Annotated in this window: 16 protein-coding genes and 1 pseudogene; 10 read left to right on the top strand and 7 right to left on the bottom strand. The window is 68.4% G+C overall.

The genetic code is table 11. The features are described 5' to 3' along the window. Nucleotide 1: 1 nt before the first annotated feature. On the top strand, nt 2–652 hold the full coding sequence (locus tag H0264_RS28290) for a winged helix-turn-helix transcriptional regulator (RefSeq protein WP_181580371.1): 651 nt from the start codon (nt 2–4) through the stop codon (nt 650–652). 4 nt (nt 653–656) lie between these two features. Here H0264_RS28290 and H0264_RS28285 read toward each other — a convergent pair whose 3' ends face one another. Beyond that, nucleotides 657–1355, bottom strand: a complete 699-nt coding sequence (locus H0264_RS28285; RefSeq protein ID WP_181580370.1) for a TetR/AcrR family transcriptional regulator — start codon at nt 1353–1355, stop codon at nt 657–659. Nucleotides 1356–1489: 134 nt separating this feature from the next. On the opposite strand from H0264_RS28285, the gene H0264_RS28280 reads away from it, so the two are divergent. The 3 genes from H0264_RS28280 (at nt 1490) to H0264_RS28270 (ending at nt 4192) form a co-directional block, all read left to right on the top strand. Further along, nucleotides 1490–1924 (top strand): ester cyclase, encoded by a 435-nt coding sequence (locus H0264_RS28280; protein ID WP_181580369.1) that lies wholly within the window; start codon nt 1490–1492, stop codon nt 1922–1924. A gap of 164 nt (nt 1925–2088) precedes the next feature. Further along, nucleotides 2089–3009, top strand: coding sequence for a pyridoxal 5'-phosphate synthase lyase subunit PdxS (gene pdxS / locus H0264_RS28275; RefSeq protein ID WP_181580368.1), 921 nt, complete (start codon nt 2089–2091; stop codon nt 3007–3009). A gap of 328 nt (nt 3010–3337) precedes the next feature. After that, nucleotides 3338–4192 carry an MHYT domain-containing protein gene (locus H0264_RS28270; RefSeq protein WP_181580367.1) on the top strand — a complete coding sequence of 285 codons (855 nt, stop codon included), beginning with the start codon at nt 3338–3340 and terminating at the stop codon, nt 4190–4192. An 81-nt stretch (nt 4193–4273) separates the two neighbouring features. On the opposite strand, the gene H0264_RS28265 is transcribed toward H0264_RS28270, so the two are convergent. Next, nucleotides 4274–5107 carry a helix-turn-helix domain-containing protein gene (locus tag H0264_RS28265; RefSeq protein WP_220139855.1) on the bottom strand — a complete coding sequence of 278 codons (834 nt, stop codon included), beginning with the start codon at nt 5105–5107 and terminating at the stop codon, nt 4274–4276. 87 nt (nt 5108–5194) lie between these two features. Here H0264_RS28265 and H0264_RS28260 point away from each other — a divergent pair, with 87 nt between their 5' ends. Further along, entirely contained in the window at nt 5195–5605 is a 411-nt protein-coding gene (locus H0264_RS28260) for a hypothetical protein (RefSeq protein ID WP_181580366.1), read from the top strand. Between the two features lie 83 nt (nt 5606–5688). Continuing rightward, a pseudogene (locus H0264_RS28255) lies at nt 5689–6030 on the top strand (SgcJ/EcaC family oxidoreductase); the annotation flags it as partial. A gap of 38 nt (nt 6031–6068) precedes the next feature. On the opposite strand, the gene H0264_RS28250 reads toward H0264_RS28255, so the two are convergent. Both H0264_RS28250 and H0264_RS28245 read right to left on the bottom strand, forming a co-directional pair. Next, nucleotides 6069–7754 (bottom strand): hypothetical protein, encoded by a 1686-nt coding sequence (locus tag H0264_RS28250; RefSeq protein ID WP_181580365.1) that lies wholly within the window; start codon nt 7752–7754, stop codon nt 6069–6071. Nucleotides 7755–7858: 104 nt separating this feature from the next. Next, a complete protein-coding gene (locus H0264_RS28245) occupies nt 7859–8464 on the bottom strand; it encodes a nucleoside/nucleotide kinase family protein (RefSeq protein ID WP_181580364.1) in 606 nt (201 codons plus the stop codon). Nucleotides 8465–8617: 153 nt separating this feature from the next. On the opposite strand from H0264_RS28245, the gene H0264_RS28240 reads away from it, so the two are divergent. Beyond that, a complete protein-coding gene (locus tag H0264_RS28240) occupies nt 8618–9466 on the top strand; it encodes an acyl-CoA thioesterase (protein WP_181580363.1) in 849 nt (282 codons plus the stop codon). 1 nt (nt 9467) lies between these two features. Here H0264_RS28240 and H0264_RS28235 read toward each other — a convergent pair whose 3' ends face one another. Further along, nucleotides 9468–10136, bottom strand: coding sequence for a hypothetical protein (locus H0264_RS28235; protein ID WP_181580362.1), 669 nt, complete (start codon nt 10134–10136; stop codon nt 9468–9470). Nucleotides 10137–10276: 140 nt separating this feature from the next. Then, complete coding sequence (locus tag H0264_RS28230) at nt 10277–11968, bottom strand: APC family permease (protein WP_181585886.1); 1692 nt, start codon at nt 11966–11968, stop codon at nt 10277–10279. Nucleotides 11969–12259: 291 nt separating this feature from the next. Here H0264_RS28230 and pdxT point away from each other — a divergent pair, with 291 nt between their 5' ends. The 3 genes from pdxT (at nt 12260) to H0264_RS28215 (ending at nt 15288) form a co-directional block, all read left to right on the top strand. Beyond that, complete coding sequence (gene pdxT / locus H0264_RS28225) at nt 12260–12877, top strand: pyridoxal 5'-phosphate synthase glutaminase subunit PdxT (RefSeq protein ID WP_231087337.1); 618 nt, start codon at nt 12260–12262, stop codon at nt 12875–12877. Between the two features lie 99 nt (nt 12878–12976). After that, nucleotides 12977–13729 (top strand): YebC/PmpR family DNA-binding transcriptional regulator, encoded by a 753-nt coding sequence (locus H0264_RS28220; RefSeq protein ID WP_181580360.1) that lies wholly within the window; start codon nt 12977–12979, stop codon nt 13727–13729. Between the two features lie 11 nt (nt 13730–13740). Further along, complete coding sequence (locus H0264_RS28215) at nt 13741–15288, top strand: serine hydrolase domain-containing protein (RefSeq protein WP_220139854.1); 1548 nt, start codon at nt 13741–13743, stop codon at nt 15286–15288. Nucleotides 15289–15340: 52 nt separating this feature from the next. Here H0264_RS28215 and H0264_RS28210 read toward each other — a convergent pair whose 3' ends face one another. Then, complete coding sequence (locus H0264_RS28210) at nt 15341–15793, bottom strand: DUF4383 domain-containing protein (protein WP_181580359.1); 453 nt, start codon at nt 15791–15793, stop codon at nt 15341–15343. Between the last annotated feature and the right edge of the window lie 29 nt (nt 15794–15822).

Below are 15822 nucleotides of genomic sequence, written 5' to 3'. Positions count from 1 at the left end.
AATGGAAAACGAGACCATCGGCTACGGGCAGTACTGTCCGATCTCGCGGGCGCTCGACCTGCTCGGGGAGCGGTGGTCGCTGCTCATCATGCGTGATCTGCTCACCGGCACAACACGATTCAACGATCTGGCGCGTGGCCTGCCGGGCCTGTCGCGCAGCCTGCTGGTGAAGCGGCTGCGCCGGTTCGAGCGCGCCGGGCTGGTGGAGAAGATGGGCAGCCGCTACCTACTCACCGAGGCCGGGCGGGAGCTGGAACCGATCCTGTTCGGGCTGGGCGCGTGGGGTGCGCGCTGGACCTTCGGCGATCCGGAGCCGGAGGAGCTGGATCCCGATCTGCTGGTGTGGTGGATGCACACACGGCTGGACACGTCCTCGTTCCCGGGCAAACGGCAGGTGCTGGGCGTGCGGTTCACCGATGAGCCCAAGCGGTACTGGATCGTGGTGGAGTCCGGCGACGCCTCGGTGTGCGACACCGATCCGGGCTTCCCGGTGGATGTCCTCATCACCTCGGATGTGAGCACGCTGTATCAGGTGTGGCTGGGTCGCGTGCCGCTGCATCACGCGGTGCGCACCGGGCGCGTGGAATTCCTCGGGCCGTCCGCGCTGACCCGGCACATGGGCACGGTGCTGCGGCTGTCGCCGGTGGCGTGACCGTTCAGCGCAGGCCGAAAGTGTCTGCGAGAACGGTGATCTGGGTATCGAGCAGCATCTCGCCGGTGAGACCCAGGCCGGTGTACTGACCCGCGGTCTCGAGGCTGACCACGCCGTGCATGATCGACCAGGTGAGCAGGACCCCGGCCGGGGCGACGCCGAGACGCGGGGTCGCGCAGTGCGCCGCCACCCAGTCGGCCATCGGTCCGCCGGCTCGCAACCAGTCCTCCGCCTGGCTGATCAAGGCGTCCAATGACACTGCGGGAGTGGCGGTTTCGAAGACGTCGAGGAAGTGCGCCAGCACGGCGCGCAGCCGGGCCAGGCTCTCGGCGGGGGCGTCGTAGCCGGGCAGCGGCGCGCCCTGGATCAACAGATAGCGATGGGGGTGGGTGACCGCCCAGCCGCGGTAGGCGACCGCCAGGGCCCGCAGCCGGGCGCGCGGTGTGGCCGCCGGGACGGCGGCGGCCTCGATGGCGGTGGCGAATTCGGTGTAGGCGTCGCGCATGAGCTCGGTCAGCAGCGCGTCCTTGCTGTCGAAGTACCGGTAGAGCGCCGGGCCCGACAGGCCGAGCCCCTTGGCGATGCGCTGCAGCGCGATCGAGGCGACGCCGCCCGCGGCGAGTTGTGCCAGCGCCGCGTCCTTGATCTCGGCGCGGGTCTGCGCCTTGAAACGCGCTCGCGGGTGTTGAACCGTTTCCGTCATCGGGTCCTCCCGCTCGATGTGGCCGGTCTGCGCAGCGTAGCCGTGACGTGTGTCCCAGCTGTTGCGACAGTACCTCACTCTAGTTACGGTGCGTAACCAGAGTGAGGTAGTGGAACACCGGCAAGGAGCCTCGCATGATCCCCACCGACGCCGTCAACCGCGCATTCTGGCTGCCGTGGCTGACACTGTGGAACGGTGACCTGGACGGCGCCCCGCGGCTGATCGACGACCGCTTCGCGGTCCACGTGGCGCTGCTCGACGGCGCGAACGCGCGCGATATCCGCGGCCCGGCCGGACTGGCCGAATGGATCTCCGATGTGCGCGCGGTCTTTCCCGATCTGCGTTTCACCACCCAGATCGGCCCGATCGCCGACGACACCTTCGTGGTCGGGCGCTGGCACGCGACCGGCACCTACGGGGGTGGTTTCGTCGGCGCGCAGGCGCCCGTGGGCACCCGCGTGGCCTTCGCGGGCGTCGACATTCTGCGCATCGAGGACCTCCGGATCGCCGAGCAGTGGCTGCACGTCGACGTGCACGACATGCTCACCCAGATCGGAGTGCACTGCTGATTGCGGCGGAATAGCCGCTGCGGCAAGAGCTTTGCGCGCGTCGCTGTGATCTGGGCAACTGGGCTGCCGGTGACCGGTCCAGTGGTGTCGGACTGGCTATCAAGTGGCCTGATGCCGACGCCTAGAATCGGGGTGTTCGAATCCGAGCGATCCGATTGGCCCAGATGACACAGGAGTTTGCCGTGACCACGCCCGACACCACATCCACCATCGGCACCGCCCGCGTGAAGCGCGGCATGGCCGAGATGCTGAAGGGCGGTGTGATCATGGATGTCGTCAATGTGGAGCAGGCCAAGATCGCCGAGGATGCCGGCGCCGTCGCCGTCATGGCCCTTGAGCGGGTGCCCGCCGACATCCGCGCTCAGGGCGGCGTCTCCCGCATGAGCGATCCGGACATGATCGACAGCATCATCAATGCGGTCTCCATCCCGGTCATGGCCAAGGCCCGCATCGGCCACTTCGTCGAGGCGCAGATCCTGCAGTCGCTCGGTGTCGACTACATCGACGAGTCCGAGGTGCTCACCCCGGCCGATTACTCCAACCACATCGACAAGTTCGCCTTCACCGTGCCGTTCGTGTGCGGCGCCACCAACCTGGGCGAGGCGCTGCGCCGAATCACCGAGGGCGCGGCCATGATTCGCTCCAAGGGCGAGGCCGGCACCGGCGACGTCTCCAATGCCACCACCCACATGCGCAAGATCCGCGACGAGATCCGCCGCCTGGTGTCGCTGCCCGAGGACGAGCTGTACGTGGCCGCCAAGGAACTGCAGGCTCCGTACGAGCTCGTGCGTGAGGTCGCCGCCACCGGCAAGCTGCCGGTCGTGCTGTTCACCGCCGGTGGCATCGCCACCCCGGCCGACGCCGCCATGATGATGCAGCTCGGCGCCGAGGGCGTGTTCGTCGGCTCGGGCATCTTCAAGTCGGGCAACCCGGCCCAGCGTGCCGCCGCCGTGGTCAAGGCCACCACCTTCTACGACGACCCGGACGTGCTGGCCAAGGTGTCGCGCGGTCTGGGCGAGGCCATGGTCGGCATCAATGTGGAGGAGATCCCGCAGCCGCACCGCCTCGCCGAGCGCGGCTGGTAGTCGCTGCCGAGCGCGGCTGGTAAGCGCCGAACGTCGAACCGCCGGATGGCCTTTCGAGGCTGTCCGGCGGTTTTCTTGTGCCATAAGTCCCTAGCGCGCGGGCGGTGGGTTGCGGGTGGGGTGCTGAACGTCAAGGGACGCATACACGAACCGGCGATTCCGGGCTGATCCGGCTACGCGTCCGCTACCTGCGCGGATGACCGGCAGCAAACTCAGCTAATTTTCCAGGATTGTGCTGCGGCAAATTTACTACCTGGCGGTTCCTGGCTATGTTCGGCTCGAGTACCGGTGACTCTGTCGACGCGAAGCCTTCTGGCAAGGAGCCCGCATGCTGGAGATTGACCAGTTCACCTACGGCTGGCTGACCCCCACCCTGGCCTACATCATGTCCGTCACCGGTTCGTTGCTGGCGCTACGCTGTATGGTGCGGGCGCGCAATGGAAACGGGCACGGCGGCTGGATCGCCACCGGCGCCATCGCCCTCGGCGGCACCGGGATCTGGGTCATGCATTTCATTGCGATGCTGGGGTTTTCGGTGCAGCAGACCACCATTCGCTACAACATCCCCATCACACTGCTGAGCGCGGCCATCGCCATGCTGGTGGTGTGGATGGGGTTGTCCATCGTCGTACATCAGCACGGGGATGTATTCGCCCTGCTGGTGGGCGGGGCGATCACCGGTCTCGGGGTGGGGGCCATGCACTACTCGGGCATGTACGCCATGAAAACCGATGCGGCCGTGCGGTACGACCCCTGGATCGTGTTCCTCTCGCTGGTGATCGCCGTGGTCGCGGCCACCGCGGCGCTGTGGTTCGCGCTGCACGTGCGCGGGGTGCTCGCCACCATCGGTGCGGCGCTGATCATGGGAATCGCGGTGTGCGGCATGCACTACACGGGCATGTTCTCCATGCGCGCCCACATCGCCGAGCACATCGTGGCACCGTCCGGGGCGCAGGCCGGGCAACTGCTGACACCGCTGATCATCGCGGTCAGCATGGTCACCATGCTCATGCTGCTGCAGGTCGGCATCACCGATGTGGACGAACCTGATCTGAGCCGCATCCGCGGACAGTACGCCAGCCGCTACTGGCCCGCCCGCGAGGAGGAACCCGAGCGCGGGCCGCGCATCAGCCCCGACGACTTCCCCACGGAGACCTTCAAACCCAGCCGCCGCGAGTGGTGACCGGGCGGGAAACCGGGGCGATATCTGGTGCGCGATATCGCGGCCGTGCTGTGCGCCTGGGAGTGACGATGCCGGGCTCGCTCACCCGGACGCCGAGGCGTGCCGGGTGGCGAGTTCGAACAGCTGACGCAGGGCACCCGCGGTGAAATCGTCCAGGGGGTAGAACAATTCGATCGCGAGCTCGGACAGGGTGACGTCGGCCGGTGCGCCGAAGGTGACCATGGTGCTGAACATGCGCAGCTCGCCCATCGGGGTGCTGATACGCAGCGGCACCGCGAACGGGGTGGACGGCATTGTGGCGGAGTCGGATTCGATATCCGCCGGGAACGGGTAGGCGGAGACCTCGTCGTACAGATCGCGCAGGATCGGGTCGCCGGTGGCGCGGACCTGCTGGATCAGGCGCTCCAGCAGCATCTCTCGCACCTCGCGGTAGTTCACCATGCGGGCTGGTGACTCGTCGTCCGGGTACAGGGCCAGCCGATACACGTTCGGCGGCAGGTCGCGCAGGGGTTCGGGCACCGCGCCCTCGAACAGGGCCATGGCGCGATTGGTGGTGACCACATTCCAGTACCGGTCGACCACCACCGCCGGATACGGTTCGTGCGCGGTCAGCATGGTGGCCAAAGCCGCTCGCGCGGAAGCCATGTCGGCGTCGTCGAGGCCGCGCTCCCGGTATTCGGGGGCGAAGCCTCCGGCCAGCAGCACCGTATTGCGTTCGCGCAGCGGCACTTCGAGCGCCTCGCACAGTTTCAGCACCATGGCCCGGCTGGGCTGGGCGCGGCCGGTCTCCACACAGGACAGGTGCCGCGCGGAGGTCTCGGCCGTCAAGGCCAGATCGAGTTGGCTCAATCGCCGCCGCTGCCGCCACTCGCGCAGCAGCGTGCCGACCGGGGACTCCTGGATCGAACGCGTCACCGAGCCAGCCTATCGATCATGGGGTGATGCCTTCCATGACCTCCGAGGTCATTGAGCCCATGACCGGCCTCTGGAAGCGTCGACGCCATGGCAACGACACTATGGCGAGCACCTGCCGCCGACGCCGGACTGCTCCGCACCTCCCTTCGCCTGGATGGTTGGGGCACAGCGGCTTTCGGCGTCTTCCTGCTGGCCGCCGCGCCGGTCCTGGACGGGCCGCTGGGCCTGCCGATCGGCTGGTCGAGACCGATCGGGGTGGTCATGCTGGCAGGTGCTGCCGCACTGCTGCTGATCGCCCGTGGCCGGGTGATCACGCAACGCTCCGCGCTGGGCGTGGTTGCGGTGAACGCCCTGTCGGCCCCGGCGATGATGGCGCTCACCTGCACCGACCTCATGCCCCTGACCGGTTGGGGCAAGGCATTCCTCTACGCCGGCGCCCTCTATGTCGCCACCTTCGCAACGATCGAATACGCGGGCATGCGCCGCGAGAACAGGTGAACACAATGTCCATCCCCACCAACCCCGACACCGCCCTGCGCGCCCTGCTGCACGCGCAAATGGTTGCCTGAGCCGCCGGTGACGGCAAGGCTTTCGCCGCCACCTTCACCGAAGACGCCGACTTCGTCTCGGTCATCGGCGAATTCGTCAGGGGCCGAACCGAACTCGCCGAGGTGATGCAGGAGGGCCTGAACGGTTTCATGAAGGGCACCCGCATGGCCGAACCCACGACCCTCACCATCCGCTACCCGGCCCCGGATACCGCCGTCATGGTCACGGTGACCGACCGCCCCATGCCACCGGGCCCGCGCGCCGACCCGGTCCCGCAGTCCATCCAGACCCGAGTCGCGGTGCGCGCCAACGGAACCTGGCTGTTCACCAGCTTCCACAACACGCACATCCGGGAGTTCCCGCCGGTCGAGTGAACGCGTCCGCGGCGGCACGCCTCAGCAGGCCGGCCACCTCATCCGCGCGCCCGGAACCACACCTCGAACGCGAGAACCCGCTCCCGCACCGGCGGCGGGTTCAACCCGTCGAGCCGATTCACCAGCGCCTGCGCCGACGGCTTCGGAAAACTGCCCTTGGTGGCCAAACTGACCTGCAACGGCCGCTCCGGTGCGAATTCCACGCCCACGACCAGTTCCTCGAGATCGTGCCCGGTCGCGGCCGCCACCCCCTCGTCGACGATCCGCGTGATCTCGTCACAGAATGCCGCCATCCGATCCATGGGCATCTCGGCGGCGAACGCCGCCTCCTCGGACACCAGCACGATCTGCTTCAACTCCACCGCGCGCGGCGCATACCGCTGGGCCGGGTCAGGCTGTGGCGCGGGGGCCGGTGCGGGCGGCAACCAGGGCGGCAATGCGCCGAGTTCCGGCCCGGAAGTGTGTGCCGGGGGTTGCGGGCCCTGCCAGTACGGTCGGCTGTCTGGATGAGCGGTGAACCGGGCGGGGGCATCGGGGTGGTGCAGCGGCGGAGGCGGGGGCAAAGACGGTTGCGGTCCGGCGGCTCGATCGGAGCGGGACCAGAATCCGCGCCGCTTGGCCGGCGCGGAATCGGGGTGGGATGACGAGGGTTCGGGTGGAGGTCCGGCGTGCGCGGGTGCTGCGGCCGCGGTGGGCGGCTCGTGACGGCGGAAGGTGTCGGGGGCGGCGTAGGCCCCGAAGGGGGAGTCGTGGCCGATCGAGCCGGTACCGATGACGAGATCGGCCGGGCCGGTGCGGTGGCGGTATTCGCGGCCGGATTCGAGTGCGGCGGAGATCTGATCGCGGTCGGCGGGGGACAGGACCAGGCCGAAGCCGTCTTCCATCCTGTTGGTGCTCGACTGGCCGTCGGTGACGACCAGAACGAGGAAATTGCCCGCCACGAGGGAATTGCCCGCGATCGGAATGCCATTGACGCCGATGGCGCTCGGTGCGCCGTCTCGGGTCCAGATGTAGCGGTGCGCTGCGGTGCTGTGAGTGGCGGCGGTCAGCACGGTGATTCCGCGTGGACCGTGTTCGCGCAGCAGCCAGGCGAACCAGCCGGCCCGCTCCGGCAGCACGGTCACCCGCAGTTCGGTGCCGCTGCCCGCGACCTCGATCCACGGCGTGTGCGTCATGGCCATACGGGCCAGAACCGTTGCGGCGCGCAGCGTTTCGTAGTCGACGACGGATTTGCGCCGCCGGGTGAAGTACGCGGGATAGGGGAACAGCCGCTCCTGCGCGCCGAGCAGCGCCAGCAGCCGGGCATGCCCGTACACGTCGGCCACCTGGTATTCGTCACCGACCAACGGCACGGCCAGGATCGGTGTCGCGCTGTCCGGGTACAGCGGCGCGGCATCCGGATGCTCCTCGAGCAGGAAGCCTGTAATGCCGTGTCCCGCTTCGGAACCGGGGACCGCAAGCCGGGCGCCGGCGTCGAGCGGTTTGCCCGCCTCGGCTTCACGATGCGCCTGCCGCATGACCCAGAACGGGAAATCCGGTGTGTTGGAGGCGTCCTCGGTGTCCCCGCGATGGCGCGCGATCTGCAAGACGATCTCTCGCTGACCCACCCGCTCCAATCCGGCACTGGCATAACACCAGACGTCCTTGCCTCCCGGTGCCTGCCCGGCGAACACCCGCGCGGACAGCCGGCCCGGAATCAGCTCGATGGTTCGGACTTGGCGCATGCTCTCGCGCACCCCCCTCGAAAGTTCGACTATCGCAACGGTTCTACCACCCTGCGACCACGTCGTCGGCCCGAGGTCGCGCGGGCCGGGCCTTCGAGCCGGTGTCAGCGCCGCAGCGCGGGACGGCGGGGGTGATCCCACGCCACCACCAGATCGGCCTGTTCGCCGTGGTTGTCGCGGTGGGTGCGCAGTGCGGTGAGGGTGAACGCGTCGGCCGGATCGGTCTTGCGTCGCAAGGCGGCCTCGGACATGCGCAGTTCAACGGTGAGATCGAAGTCCAGCCCGCGCCCCAGCAGCATGGGACCGGCCACCACGAGCACCGTGCCGGGTGCGGCCGTGCGGATGCGGGCCCGTGCGGAGCGATCGGTGCGCTCGTTCCACAGCGCGGGTAGCCATTCACCGCGCTGCCGAAGTGCCTGCAGGACTTCACGTTCGAGAGCCGCGTAATCGAACCAGGCCGTGCGGTAATCGAATTCGTCGTCGCGACTGTATTCGAATCGCAGTGAGGCCGGGCGGATGAAATCGTGTACCGACACCACCTCGGCGGCCCCGCCCCGATCGCGGATGTGCCCGGCCACCGCCTCGGCGAAGGTCACCGGGTCGGCGGCGTCCGCACCGTCGATCCCCACCACCGCGAACCCGTGGCCGTCGGCACGCTCGGCGACCTGCGCGGCGAGGGAATCCGGTGTGAGAGGCGTGAACTCGGGCACGGCTCCATCATGATCGACTTTCCGGCGGTCGCGATGACCGGGCGCGAACGGCCTGCCGGGACAGCCGCTGCCGGCCGGGTTCTGGCAGGTCGCGCGGCTGCGGGCGGCGACCGGTTGTTAGCCTGAGCCCGACAATCCGGAAAGGGACGGTGCATGGCGACGATCGAAGAGGCCCTCGAAATCGAGCAGATCGAGCGGGACATCTTCCGTGGCGCGTCCACGAAGACACAGCTGCCCCGCACCTTCGGCGGGCAGGTCGCCGGACAGGCGCTGGTCTCCGCCGTGCGCACCGTGGACCCGCACTACCAGGTGCACTCGCTGCACGGGTACTTCTTGCGGCCGGGCAATCCGGTGGAGCCGACCGTCTACCTAGTCGACCGCATCCGTGACGGCCGCTCCTTCTGCACCCGCCGCGTGACCGGCGTCCAGAACGGCGAGGCCATCTTCACCATGTCGGCCTCCTTCCACGTCGGCGACGAAGGCCCCGAACACCAGGACGAGATGCCGGTCGTCCCGCCACCGCTCGACCTGCCCGACGCCCGGACCTCCATGAGCCCCGAACGCCTGTGGGCCATGCGCGAATGGGAGCACTGGGACATCCGCACCATCCCGCAGGAGGACGTGGCCCGCCGCGACGGCCTCGCCGCCCAGCAGCAGGTGTGGTTCCGCTACCGCCACGAACTCCCCGACGACCCGCTGTTCCACGTCTGCACCCTCGCCTACATGAGCGACATGACCCTGCTCGGCTCCTCCAAGGTCATCCACCCGGACGAGCCCACCCAGAACGCCTCCCTGGATCACGCCATGTGGTTCCTGCGCTCCTTCCGCGCCGACGACTGGCTGCTCTACGACCAGCAGTCGCCCTCGGCCGGCTTCGGCCGCGCCCTCACCGCCGGCCGCATCTGGAACCAGCGCGGCGAACTGGTCGCGGTCGTCGTCCAGGAGGGTCTGATCCGCACCCTGCGCGAGCCCGGCCAGTCCTTCCCGCCGGGCACCAACTGAGTCACCGCTGCGGGATGACGGTGTCGATCGCGCGGGCGATCGACACCACGTCGGTGGTCCACTCCGGATCGGTCACCGCCCGCCCTGCGGGATTCGCCGGATCGCCGTCCTTGCCGCTGAGCCTGATGGTCACCCACAGGTTCTGTTTGCGGAATCGGAACGCGGTCACCAGATCTCGCTGCTCCGGCCACTGGTACGCCTCTTCACCGACCCCGTGGACGGCCGTCACATCGGTGCGGTCGGAGCCGGCGACGGTGCCGAGCCACGCCGCCATCGCCGCCCGCGCGGCGGCGACCGAGTCCTCCGGTTGCTGAGCCTGCTCCGATTCGTACTCGGAGAGGTGCAGATACCGCCGATAGACGATGGTCACCGTCCGTTCCGCAGCGGTCGTCGCGGTGCCGGCGGCGGCCGCGTAGGTGGCGGTGCATTCGAGCCGGGCATACCTGCCGTCGAGTCCGGAGTCGACGTAATCGATTCCATCGGAACCGGTTCCGCGCGCCGCCACCGGCTGCACCGCCGCGGAATACAACGCGCCCGCGAATCGCTCGAGCGCGGCGTCGGCGAAGTCCAGGGTGTACCGGCACGGAACCGGCATATCCGGTGAATACGGCGGCTTGTACCTGTTCGGATCCTGACAACCGGACAGGGCGACCGCGCTCAGCACAGCCATCGGCCCCACAGCCCACCCTCGTCGCATGACATCCCCCCCGTTCGACTGTTCCCGCAGGCCAGAGTGCCTCGAAAACCCCACGGCGGCAATCGCATCCACCAGGCCCACAAGCGGACCGCAAGCCGCCCGCAAGGGCCCGATCAGGCTGTCTGCACCCGCAGGTGGCAGACCACCGTGTCCGGCATCTTGCGCAGGACTCGTTCGAGTTCGTCGCTGCGGTGGCTGGGGAGTAGGTGGTTCCAGCCTGCTGGGGGTTCGATTTCGGCGATGACCACAACCTTGCGGCGGTCGGTGAAATTGTCGCGGATGTAGCGGGCTACCGGGCCGCCTACGGTGGTGTCGCCGTCTTCGAGCAGGATCAATTGCACGTCGGGGTGCCAGGCTTCCCATTCCTTGGTGAAGAGGGTGAGGTTTTCGCCGGGGAGGCAGACGTGGACGGCAGTCACGTCGCGGCCCAGGGACATGGCGGCGGAGAGGGCTTCGCGGCTCAGTTCGGAGACCTCGGAGATCGGGACCACGATGGCGGTGTCGGTGGGGCGGGGTTCGGCGGGGACGCCGCCTGCGCCGCGGCAGCCTTCGATTCGATTGTAGGTCTTGCGGATTCGCTCCATGGCCAGGACCAGCAGGGGGAGGACCACCACGATCAGCCAGGCGCCCTCGGTGAATTTCATGGCGGTGGTGACGATCGCGGCCACGAAGGTCAGGGCCGCACCGAAGCCGTTGAGGGTGATACGCCATTGCCAGCCGGGGGCGCGGGTGGCCAGCCAGTGGCGGACCATGCCGACCTGAGCGATGGTGAAGCCGACGAAGACGCCGATGGCGAACAGGGGGACCAGGGCGTTCATATTGCCCTCGGAGGCGATCAGCAGGACGGCTGCCGAAATGCCCAGGGCCACAACGCCGAAGCGGTAGACCTGGCGGGGGGAGGTGACGGCGAAGCGGTGGGGGAGACAGTTGTCGTCGGCCAGGATCTTGGTGAGGGTCGGCAGGCCGCCGTAGGAGGTGTTGGCGGCCAGGGCCAGCAGGATCACTGTCGCGAATTGCACGATGTAGTAACCGATTCCGTGCCCCAGTGCCGCCTCGGTGAGCTGGGACAGCACGGTGGTGCCCTCGATCGGGTGGATCTCGAACTTCTCGATCAGGGTGGCCAGGCCGAGCAGCATCGCGCCCAGCAGGACGCCCAGGGCCACCTCGGCGCGCTGTGCGCGCCGCACCTTCGGCTGGGCGAAACTCGGGACCGCGTTGGCGATGGCCTCCACGCCGGTGAGGGCCGCGCATCCGCTGGAGAAAGCCTTGAGCAGCAACAGGATTCCGATGGTGTGCGCGTCGGTGACGACCGCCGCGCCGGTGGCCATGCTCGCCGGTTCCGAGCGCAGCAGGCCGCCGATGATCACCGCGAAAATGCCCAGCACGAACACCACCGTGGGCGCCATGAACGCGCGGGCGCTCTCCCGGATGCCATACAGATTCAGCGCCGTGACGCCCACCAGGATCGCCAGGCAGATCCCCACCGTGTACGGCAGCAGTTGCGGGAACGCCGAGGTCAGCGCCGCCACGCCCGCCGCGATGGACACCGCCACATTCAGCACGTAGTCGACGATGAGCGAGGCCGCCGCCACCAGGCTCGTGCGGTGGCCGAGCCGTTCCTTCGCGACCGCGTACGCGCCGCCGCCGTTCGGGAACGCAGCGATGACCTGCCGATACGAGGCGATCAATACGGCCAGCAGCACCACGATCGCGGCGGTCACCGGCAGCGTGAAGCCCAGTCCGGCCGCGCCCGCCGCGGCCAGCACCAGCACGATGGCTTCCGGGCCGTAGGAGACCGAGGCCATGGCGTCGAGCGAGAGTCCGGCCAGTCCGGTGGAGACCTTGAGCCCGTGGCCGCCGGGGTCGAGGGTGTGGGTCGCGGATGCGGCGCTTCCGGTTTCGGCGAAGTGTGCGCCGGGGCCGGTGGTCGCAGCGCCGGGAGAATGCGGAACGTCCGGGGTCGAACCGGGTCCGGATTGCGGCAGAACTTCGGTCACAAGGGGCGAGTCTCATCCTCGACCGGACACCTGGTCATCTGTCCTGACGGAACCTTGACGGCCTGGGTGAGCAGGGCCACACCACCGCCGAATCGTAGGATCACAGGCGTGACTCCGACGATTGGTGTGCTGGCATTACAGGGTGACGTGCGCGAACACGTGCATGCGCTGACCGCGTGTGGCGCGCAGGCGGTGCCGGTGCGGCGCGAATCCGAGCTGGCGGCCATCGACGGTCTGGTCATTCCGGGCGGAGAATCCACCGCCATCTCCAAGCTCCTCGAGGTGTTCGAACTCCTCGAGCCGCTCAAGCAGCGCCTGCGCGACGGGCTGCCCGCCTACGGTTCCTGCGCGGGCATGATCCTGCTGGCCTCCGAGGTGCTCGACACCCGCCCGGATATGCAGCCGCTGCACGGCATCGATATGACGGTGCGCCGCAATGCCTTCGGCCGCCAGGTGGACTCCTTCGAAACCGATCTGCCCTTCACCGGACTGGATGATCCGGTGCGCGCGGTGTTCATTCGCGCCCCGTGGGTGGAGCGCGCCGGCGACGGCGTCGAGGTGCTCGCGCGCGTCCCGTCCGGCCCGGCCGAGGGCCGCATTGTCGCCGTCCGGCAGGGCAATGTGCTGGCCACGTCCTTCCACCCCGAGGTGACCGGGGACCTGCGCGTGCACAAGCTGTTCGTGGACACCGTGGTGCGCCCGCGCGCCGGTGTCTGAAATGTGAATCACACGTCGCAGTAGACTGGGGCCCGCTGTCCGTCCGCGGGCACGCGGTTCCCCGGAACCGTCGAGCCCCCTGAACCGAGGAAGTAGGGAATGAGCGGCCACTCCAAATGGGCCACCACCAAGCACAAGAAGGCTGCGATCGATGCCAAGCGGGGCAAGCTCTTCGCGAAGCTGATCAAGAACATCGAGGTGGCGGCCCGGACCGGCGGTGGAGACCCGGACGGTAACCCGACGCTGTGGGACGCCATCCAGAAGGCGAAGAAGGCCTCGGTCCCCAACGACAATATCGAGCGCGCCCGCAAGCGCGGCGGCGGTGAGGAAGCCGGCGGCGCCGACTGGCAGACCATCATGTACGAGGGCTACGGCCCCAATGGTGTTGCGGTGCTGATCGAATGCCTCACCGACAACCGCAACCGCGCCGCCGGTGAGGTGCGCGTGGCCATGACCCGCAATGGCGGCAATATGGCCGACGTCGGTTCGGTGTCGTACCTGTTCTCCCGCAAGGGCATTGTCACCCTCGACAAGAACGGCCGCAGCGAGGACGACCTCCTGGAGATCGTGCTCGACGCCGGCGCCGAGGAGATCAACGACCTGGGCGACCAGTTCGAGATCATCTCCGAGCCCACCGACCTGATCCCGGTGCGCACCGCGCTGCAGCAGGCCGGCATCGACTACGACTCGGCCGAATCCGGCTTCATGCCTTCGGTTTCCGTGGCCGCCGACGCCGATCTCGCGCGCAAGGTGTTCAAGCTCGTCGACGCCCTCGAGGACTCCGACGACGTGCAGAACGTCTACACCAATATCGACATCTCGAACGAGGTGCTCGCCGAACTCGACGCCTGATCGGTTCAGCAGTGCGACGGCCGTCCGTAGTCCTGCGGGCGGCCGTTGTCGTCGCCAGGGTCGGTGCGCTGGTGCTGGCGGCGCTGGTGCTGGGACTGTCGTCGATCGCGGTGGGTGCCGCCGCGCCCGGAGTGGATCCGGCCGCGGTGGATCGGTATATGTCGGCGTACCTGTCGAAGTCGGGACTGCCCGGAGCCGCGGTCGCGATCACGCACGGCACGCGGGTGGTGCACGTGGCGGGCTACGGTCACGATTCCACCGGGGCCGCGGTCACCGCCACGACCCGCATGCCGATCGCCTCGCTGAGCAAATCCATGACCGCGCTGGCCCTCATGCAGCTGGTCGACGCGGGCACGGTGGAGCTGGACGCACCGGTGCCGCGTTATCTCCCGGATTTCCGCACCGCCGATCCGCGCGGTGAGCGAATCACGGTGCGGCAGCTGCTGAATCAGACCTCCGGCATGTCGGACACCGCCTTCCCGGACCTCCGCCTGCCGCAGGCCGATTCGCTGACCGGCGCGGTCGAGCGGTTACACAGCGCGGACCTGGCCTCCGACCCCGGAACCGAATTCCACTACCACAACCCGAATTACCAGGTCGTCGCCCGCATCGTGGAGGTGGTCAGCGGCGAGCCCTACGCCGATTACCTTCGCCGACAGGTCTTCTCGCCGCTCGGCATGAACGACAGCACCACCGTCGACACCGCACAGGACGCGAAAGAACTGCCGCGCGGCCACATCCGCGCCTACGGCACGGCCTTCGCTGTCGGCGAGCCCGAGTGGTTCGTGGGTGGCAGCCACGGCGTGCTCAGTACCGCCGGCGATCTCGCACGCTGGCTGATCGCGCAGAACAACGACGGCACTGCCCCGGACGGCCGTCGCGTCGTCTCCACCGCCGCGATGACCGCCATGCACACGCCCTCGTCTGTCAGCGACTACGGAATGGGCTGGTGGCAGCAGCGATCCGACGAGGGATCGATGCGGCTCGAGCACAACGGCGACTGGTTCACCTACACCGCCGAACAGCTGCTGCTACCCGAATCCGGGTACGGCATAGCCGTTCTCGCCAATACCGGCATGGCGATCGAGGACGATCCGGGCATCATCGCCGACGGCCTGGCCGAGCTCGTCGCGGGCCGTTCGCCCGATGTCCGGCGGCCGGCCGGCATCTACACGGACTGGGCGCTCGCGGTGCTGACGCTCGGCACGATCGTGCTCGGGGTGCGCGGCGTGCTGCGAGCCCGGACCTGGGCCGCGCGCCACGCGGACGGGCGGATGAGCGTGAGAATCCCCTGGCTTCGGGTGTATCGGTCACCCTCGGATCCAGGGGTCCGGTGGCTCGTGCTCCGCCTGTCGATACTGCTGATTCCCTTGGCGCTCTTGCTCTTTCTGCCGTGGCTGGCGGGCCTGGTGTTCGCGGGACGTGCGGGCGGCCATCTTCATGTCTTCTATGTGATGCCCGCGCTCGTCCTCTGGCTCGTGACGGCGGCTGTGCTGGCGATCGCCGTGCTGACGGCGCGCACGGTGCGCCTGGTCGCGGCGCGGCGCGCCCGGCCCTGACACGGGACGGCCGCCCGCTGCGCATACGGGCGGCCGTCACCTTTCCAGGAGGTCAGCGCAGGGTCGTGGTGTTCTTCAAGCGCGGCAGCGCCACACCCAGCGCGACCATGCCCGCGCCGAGCACGAAGTGCAGCCAGTCGTCGGCGCTGTTGACCGGCACGAAGTTCACGTCGTCGGCCTTGTCGATGACCATGCCGTAGATCCACAGGATCAGGTAGATGACACCGCCGCCGATCAGGAAGGCCCGCGACGCGGACAGCGTGCGGGCGGCGATCAGCCCTGCCACGCCGAAGAGCAGGTGAACGATGTTGTGCAGCACCGACACCTGGAAGATCCCGAGCAGTTCCGCATGGGATTCATGGCCGGCGAATTCCATCATGTCGTAGTCGGTGGTGATGCCCGGAATGAACCCGAGCACGCCCACCAGCAGGAAGAGCGCGCCCACCGCCATCGAGGCGAGCTGCACCGGAGTCCATCGAGTCGTGCTGGTATTGAAGGTGGCCATCTCCTCATCGCCTTTCATCCGATCCGGCG

This window comes from Nocardia huaxiensis, from assembly GCF_013744875.1.
Taxonomy (GTDB): domain Bacteria; phylum Actinomycetota; class Actinomycetes; order Mycobacteriales; family Mycobacteriaceae; genus Nocardia; species Nocardia huaxiensis.
The sequence above is the reverse complement of the archived record's forward strand: the minus strand, read 5'-3'. Positions and strand labels throughout refer to the sequence as shown.

Bases quoted from the DNA above. Each gene is read 5' to 3' on its own strand.
- H0264_RS28290 (WP_181580371.1), top strand. From the start codon at position 2: ATGGAAAACGAGACCATCGGCTACGGGCAGTACTGTCCGATCTCGCGG.
- H0264_RS28285 (WP_181580370.1), bottom strand. From the start codon at position 1,355: ATGACGGAAACGGTTCAACACCCGCGAGCGCGTTTCAAGGCGCAGACC.
- H0264_RS28280 (WP_181580369.1), top strand. From the start codon at position 1,490: ATGATCCCCACCGACGCCGTCAACCGCGCATTCTGGCTGCCGTGGCTG.
- pdxS (WP_181580368.1), top strand. From the start codon at position 2,089: ATGACACAGGAGTTTGCCGTGACCACGCCCGACACCACATCCACCATC.
- H0264_RS28270 (WP_181580367.1), top strand. From the start codon at position 3,338: ATGCTGGAGATTGACCAGTTCACCTACGGCTGGCTGACCCCCACCCTG.
- H0264_RS28260 (WP_181580366.1), top strand. From the start codon at position 5,195: ATGGCAACGACACTATGGCGAGCACCTGCCGCCGACGCCGGACTGCTC.
- H0264_RS28250 (WP_181580365.1), bottom strand. From the start codon at position 7,754: ATGCGCCAAGTCCGAACCATCGAGCTGATTCCGGGCCGGCTGTCCGCG.
- H0264_RS28240 (WP_181580363.1), top strand. From the start codon at position 8,618: ATGGCGACGATCGAAGAGGCCCTCGAAATCGAGCAGATCGAGCGGGAC.
- H0264_RS28235 (WP_181580362.1), bottom strand. From the start codon at position 10,136: ATGGCTGTGCTGAGCGCGGTCGCCCTGTCCGGTTGTCAGGATCCGAAC.
- H0264_RS28230 (WP_181585886.1), bottom strand. From the start codon at position 11,968: ATGGCCTCGGTCTCCTACGGCCCGGAAGCCATCGTGCTGGTGCTGGCC.
- H0264_RS28220 (WP_181580360.1), top strand. From the start codon at position 12,977: ATGAGCGGCCACTCCAAATGGGCCACCACCAAGCACAAGAAGGCTGCG.
- H0264_RS28210 (WP_181580359.1), bottom strand. From the start codon at position 15,793: ATGGCCACCTTCAATACCAGCACGACTCGATGGACTCCGGTGCAGCTC.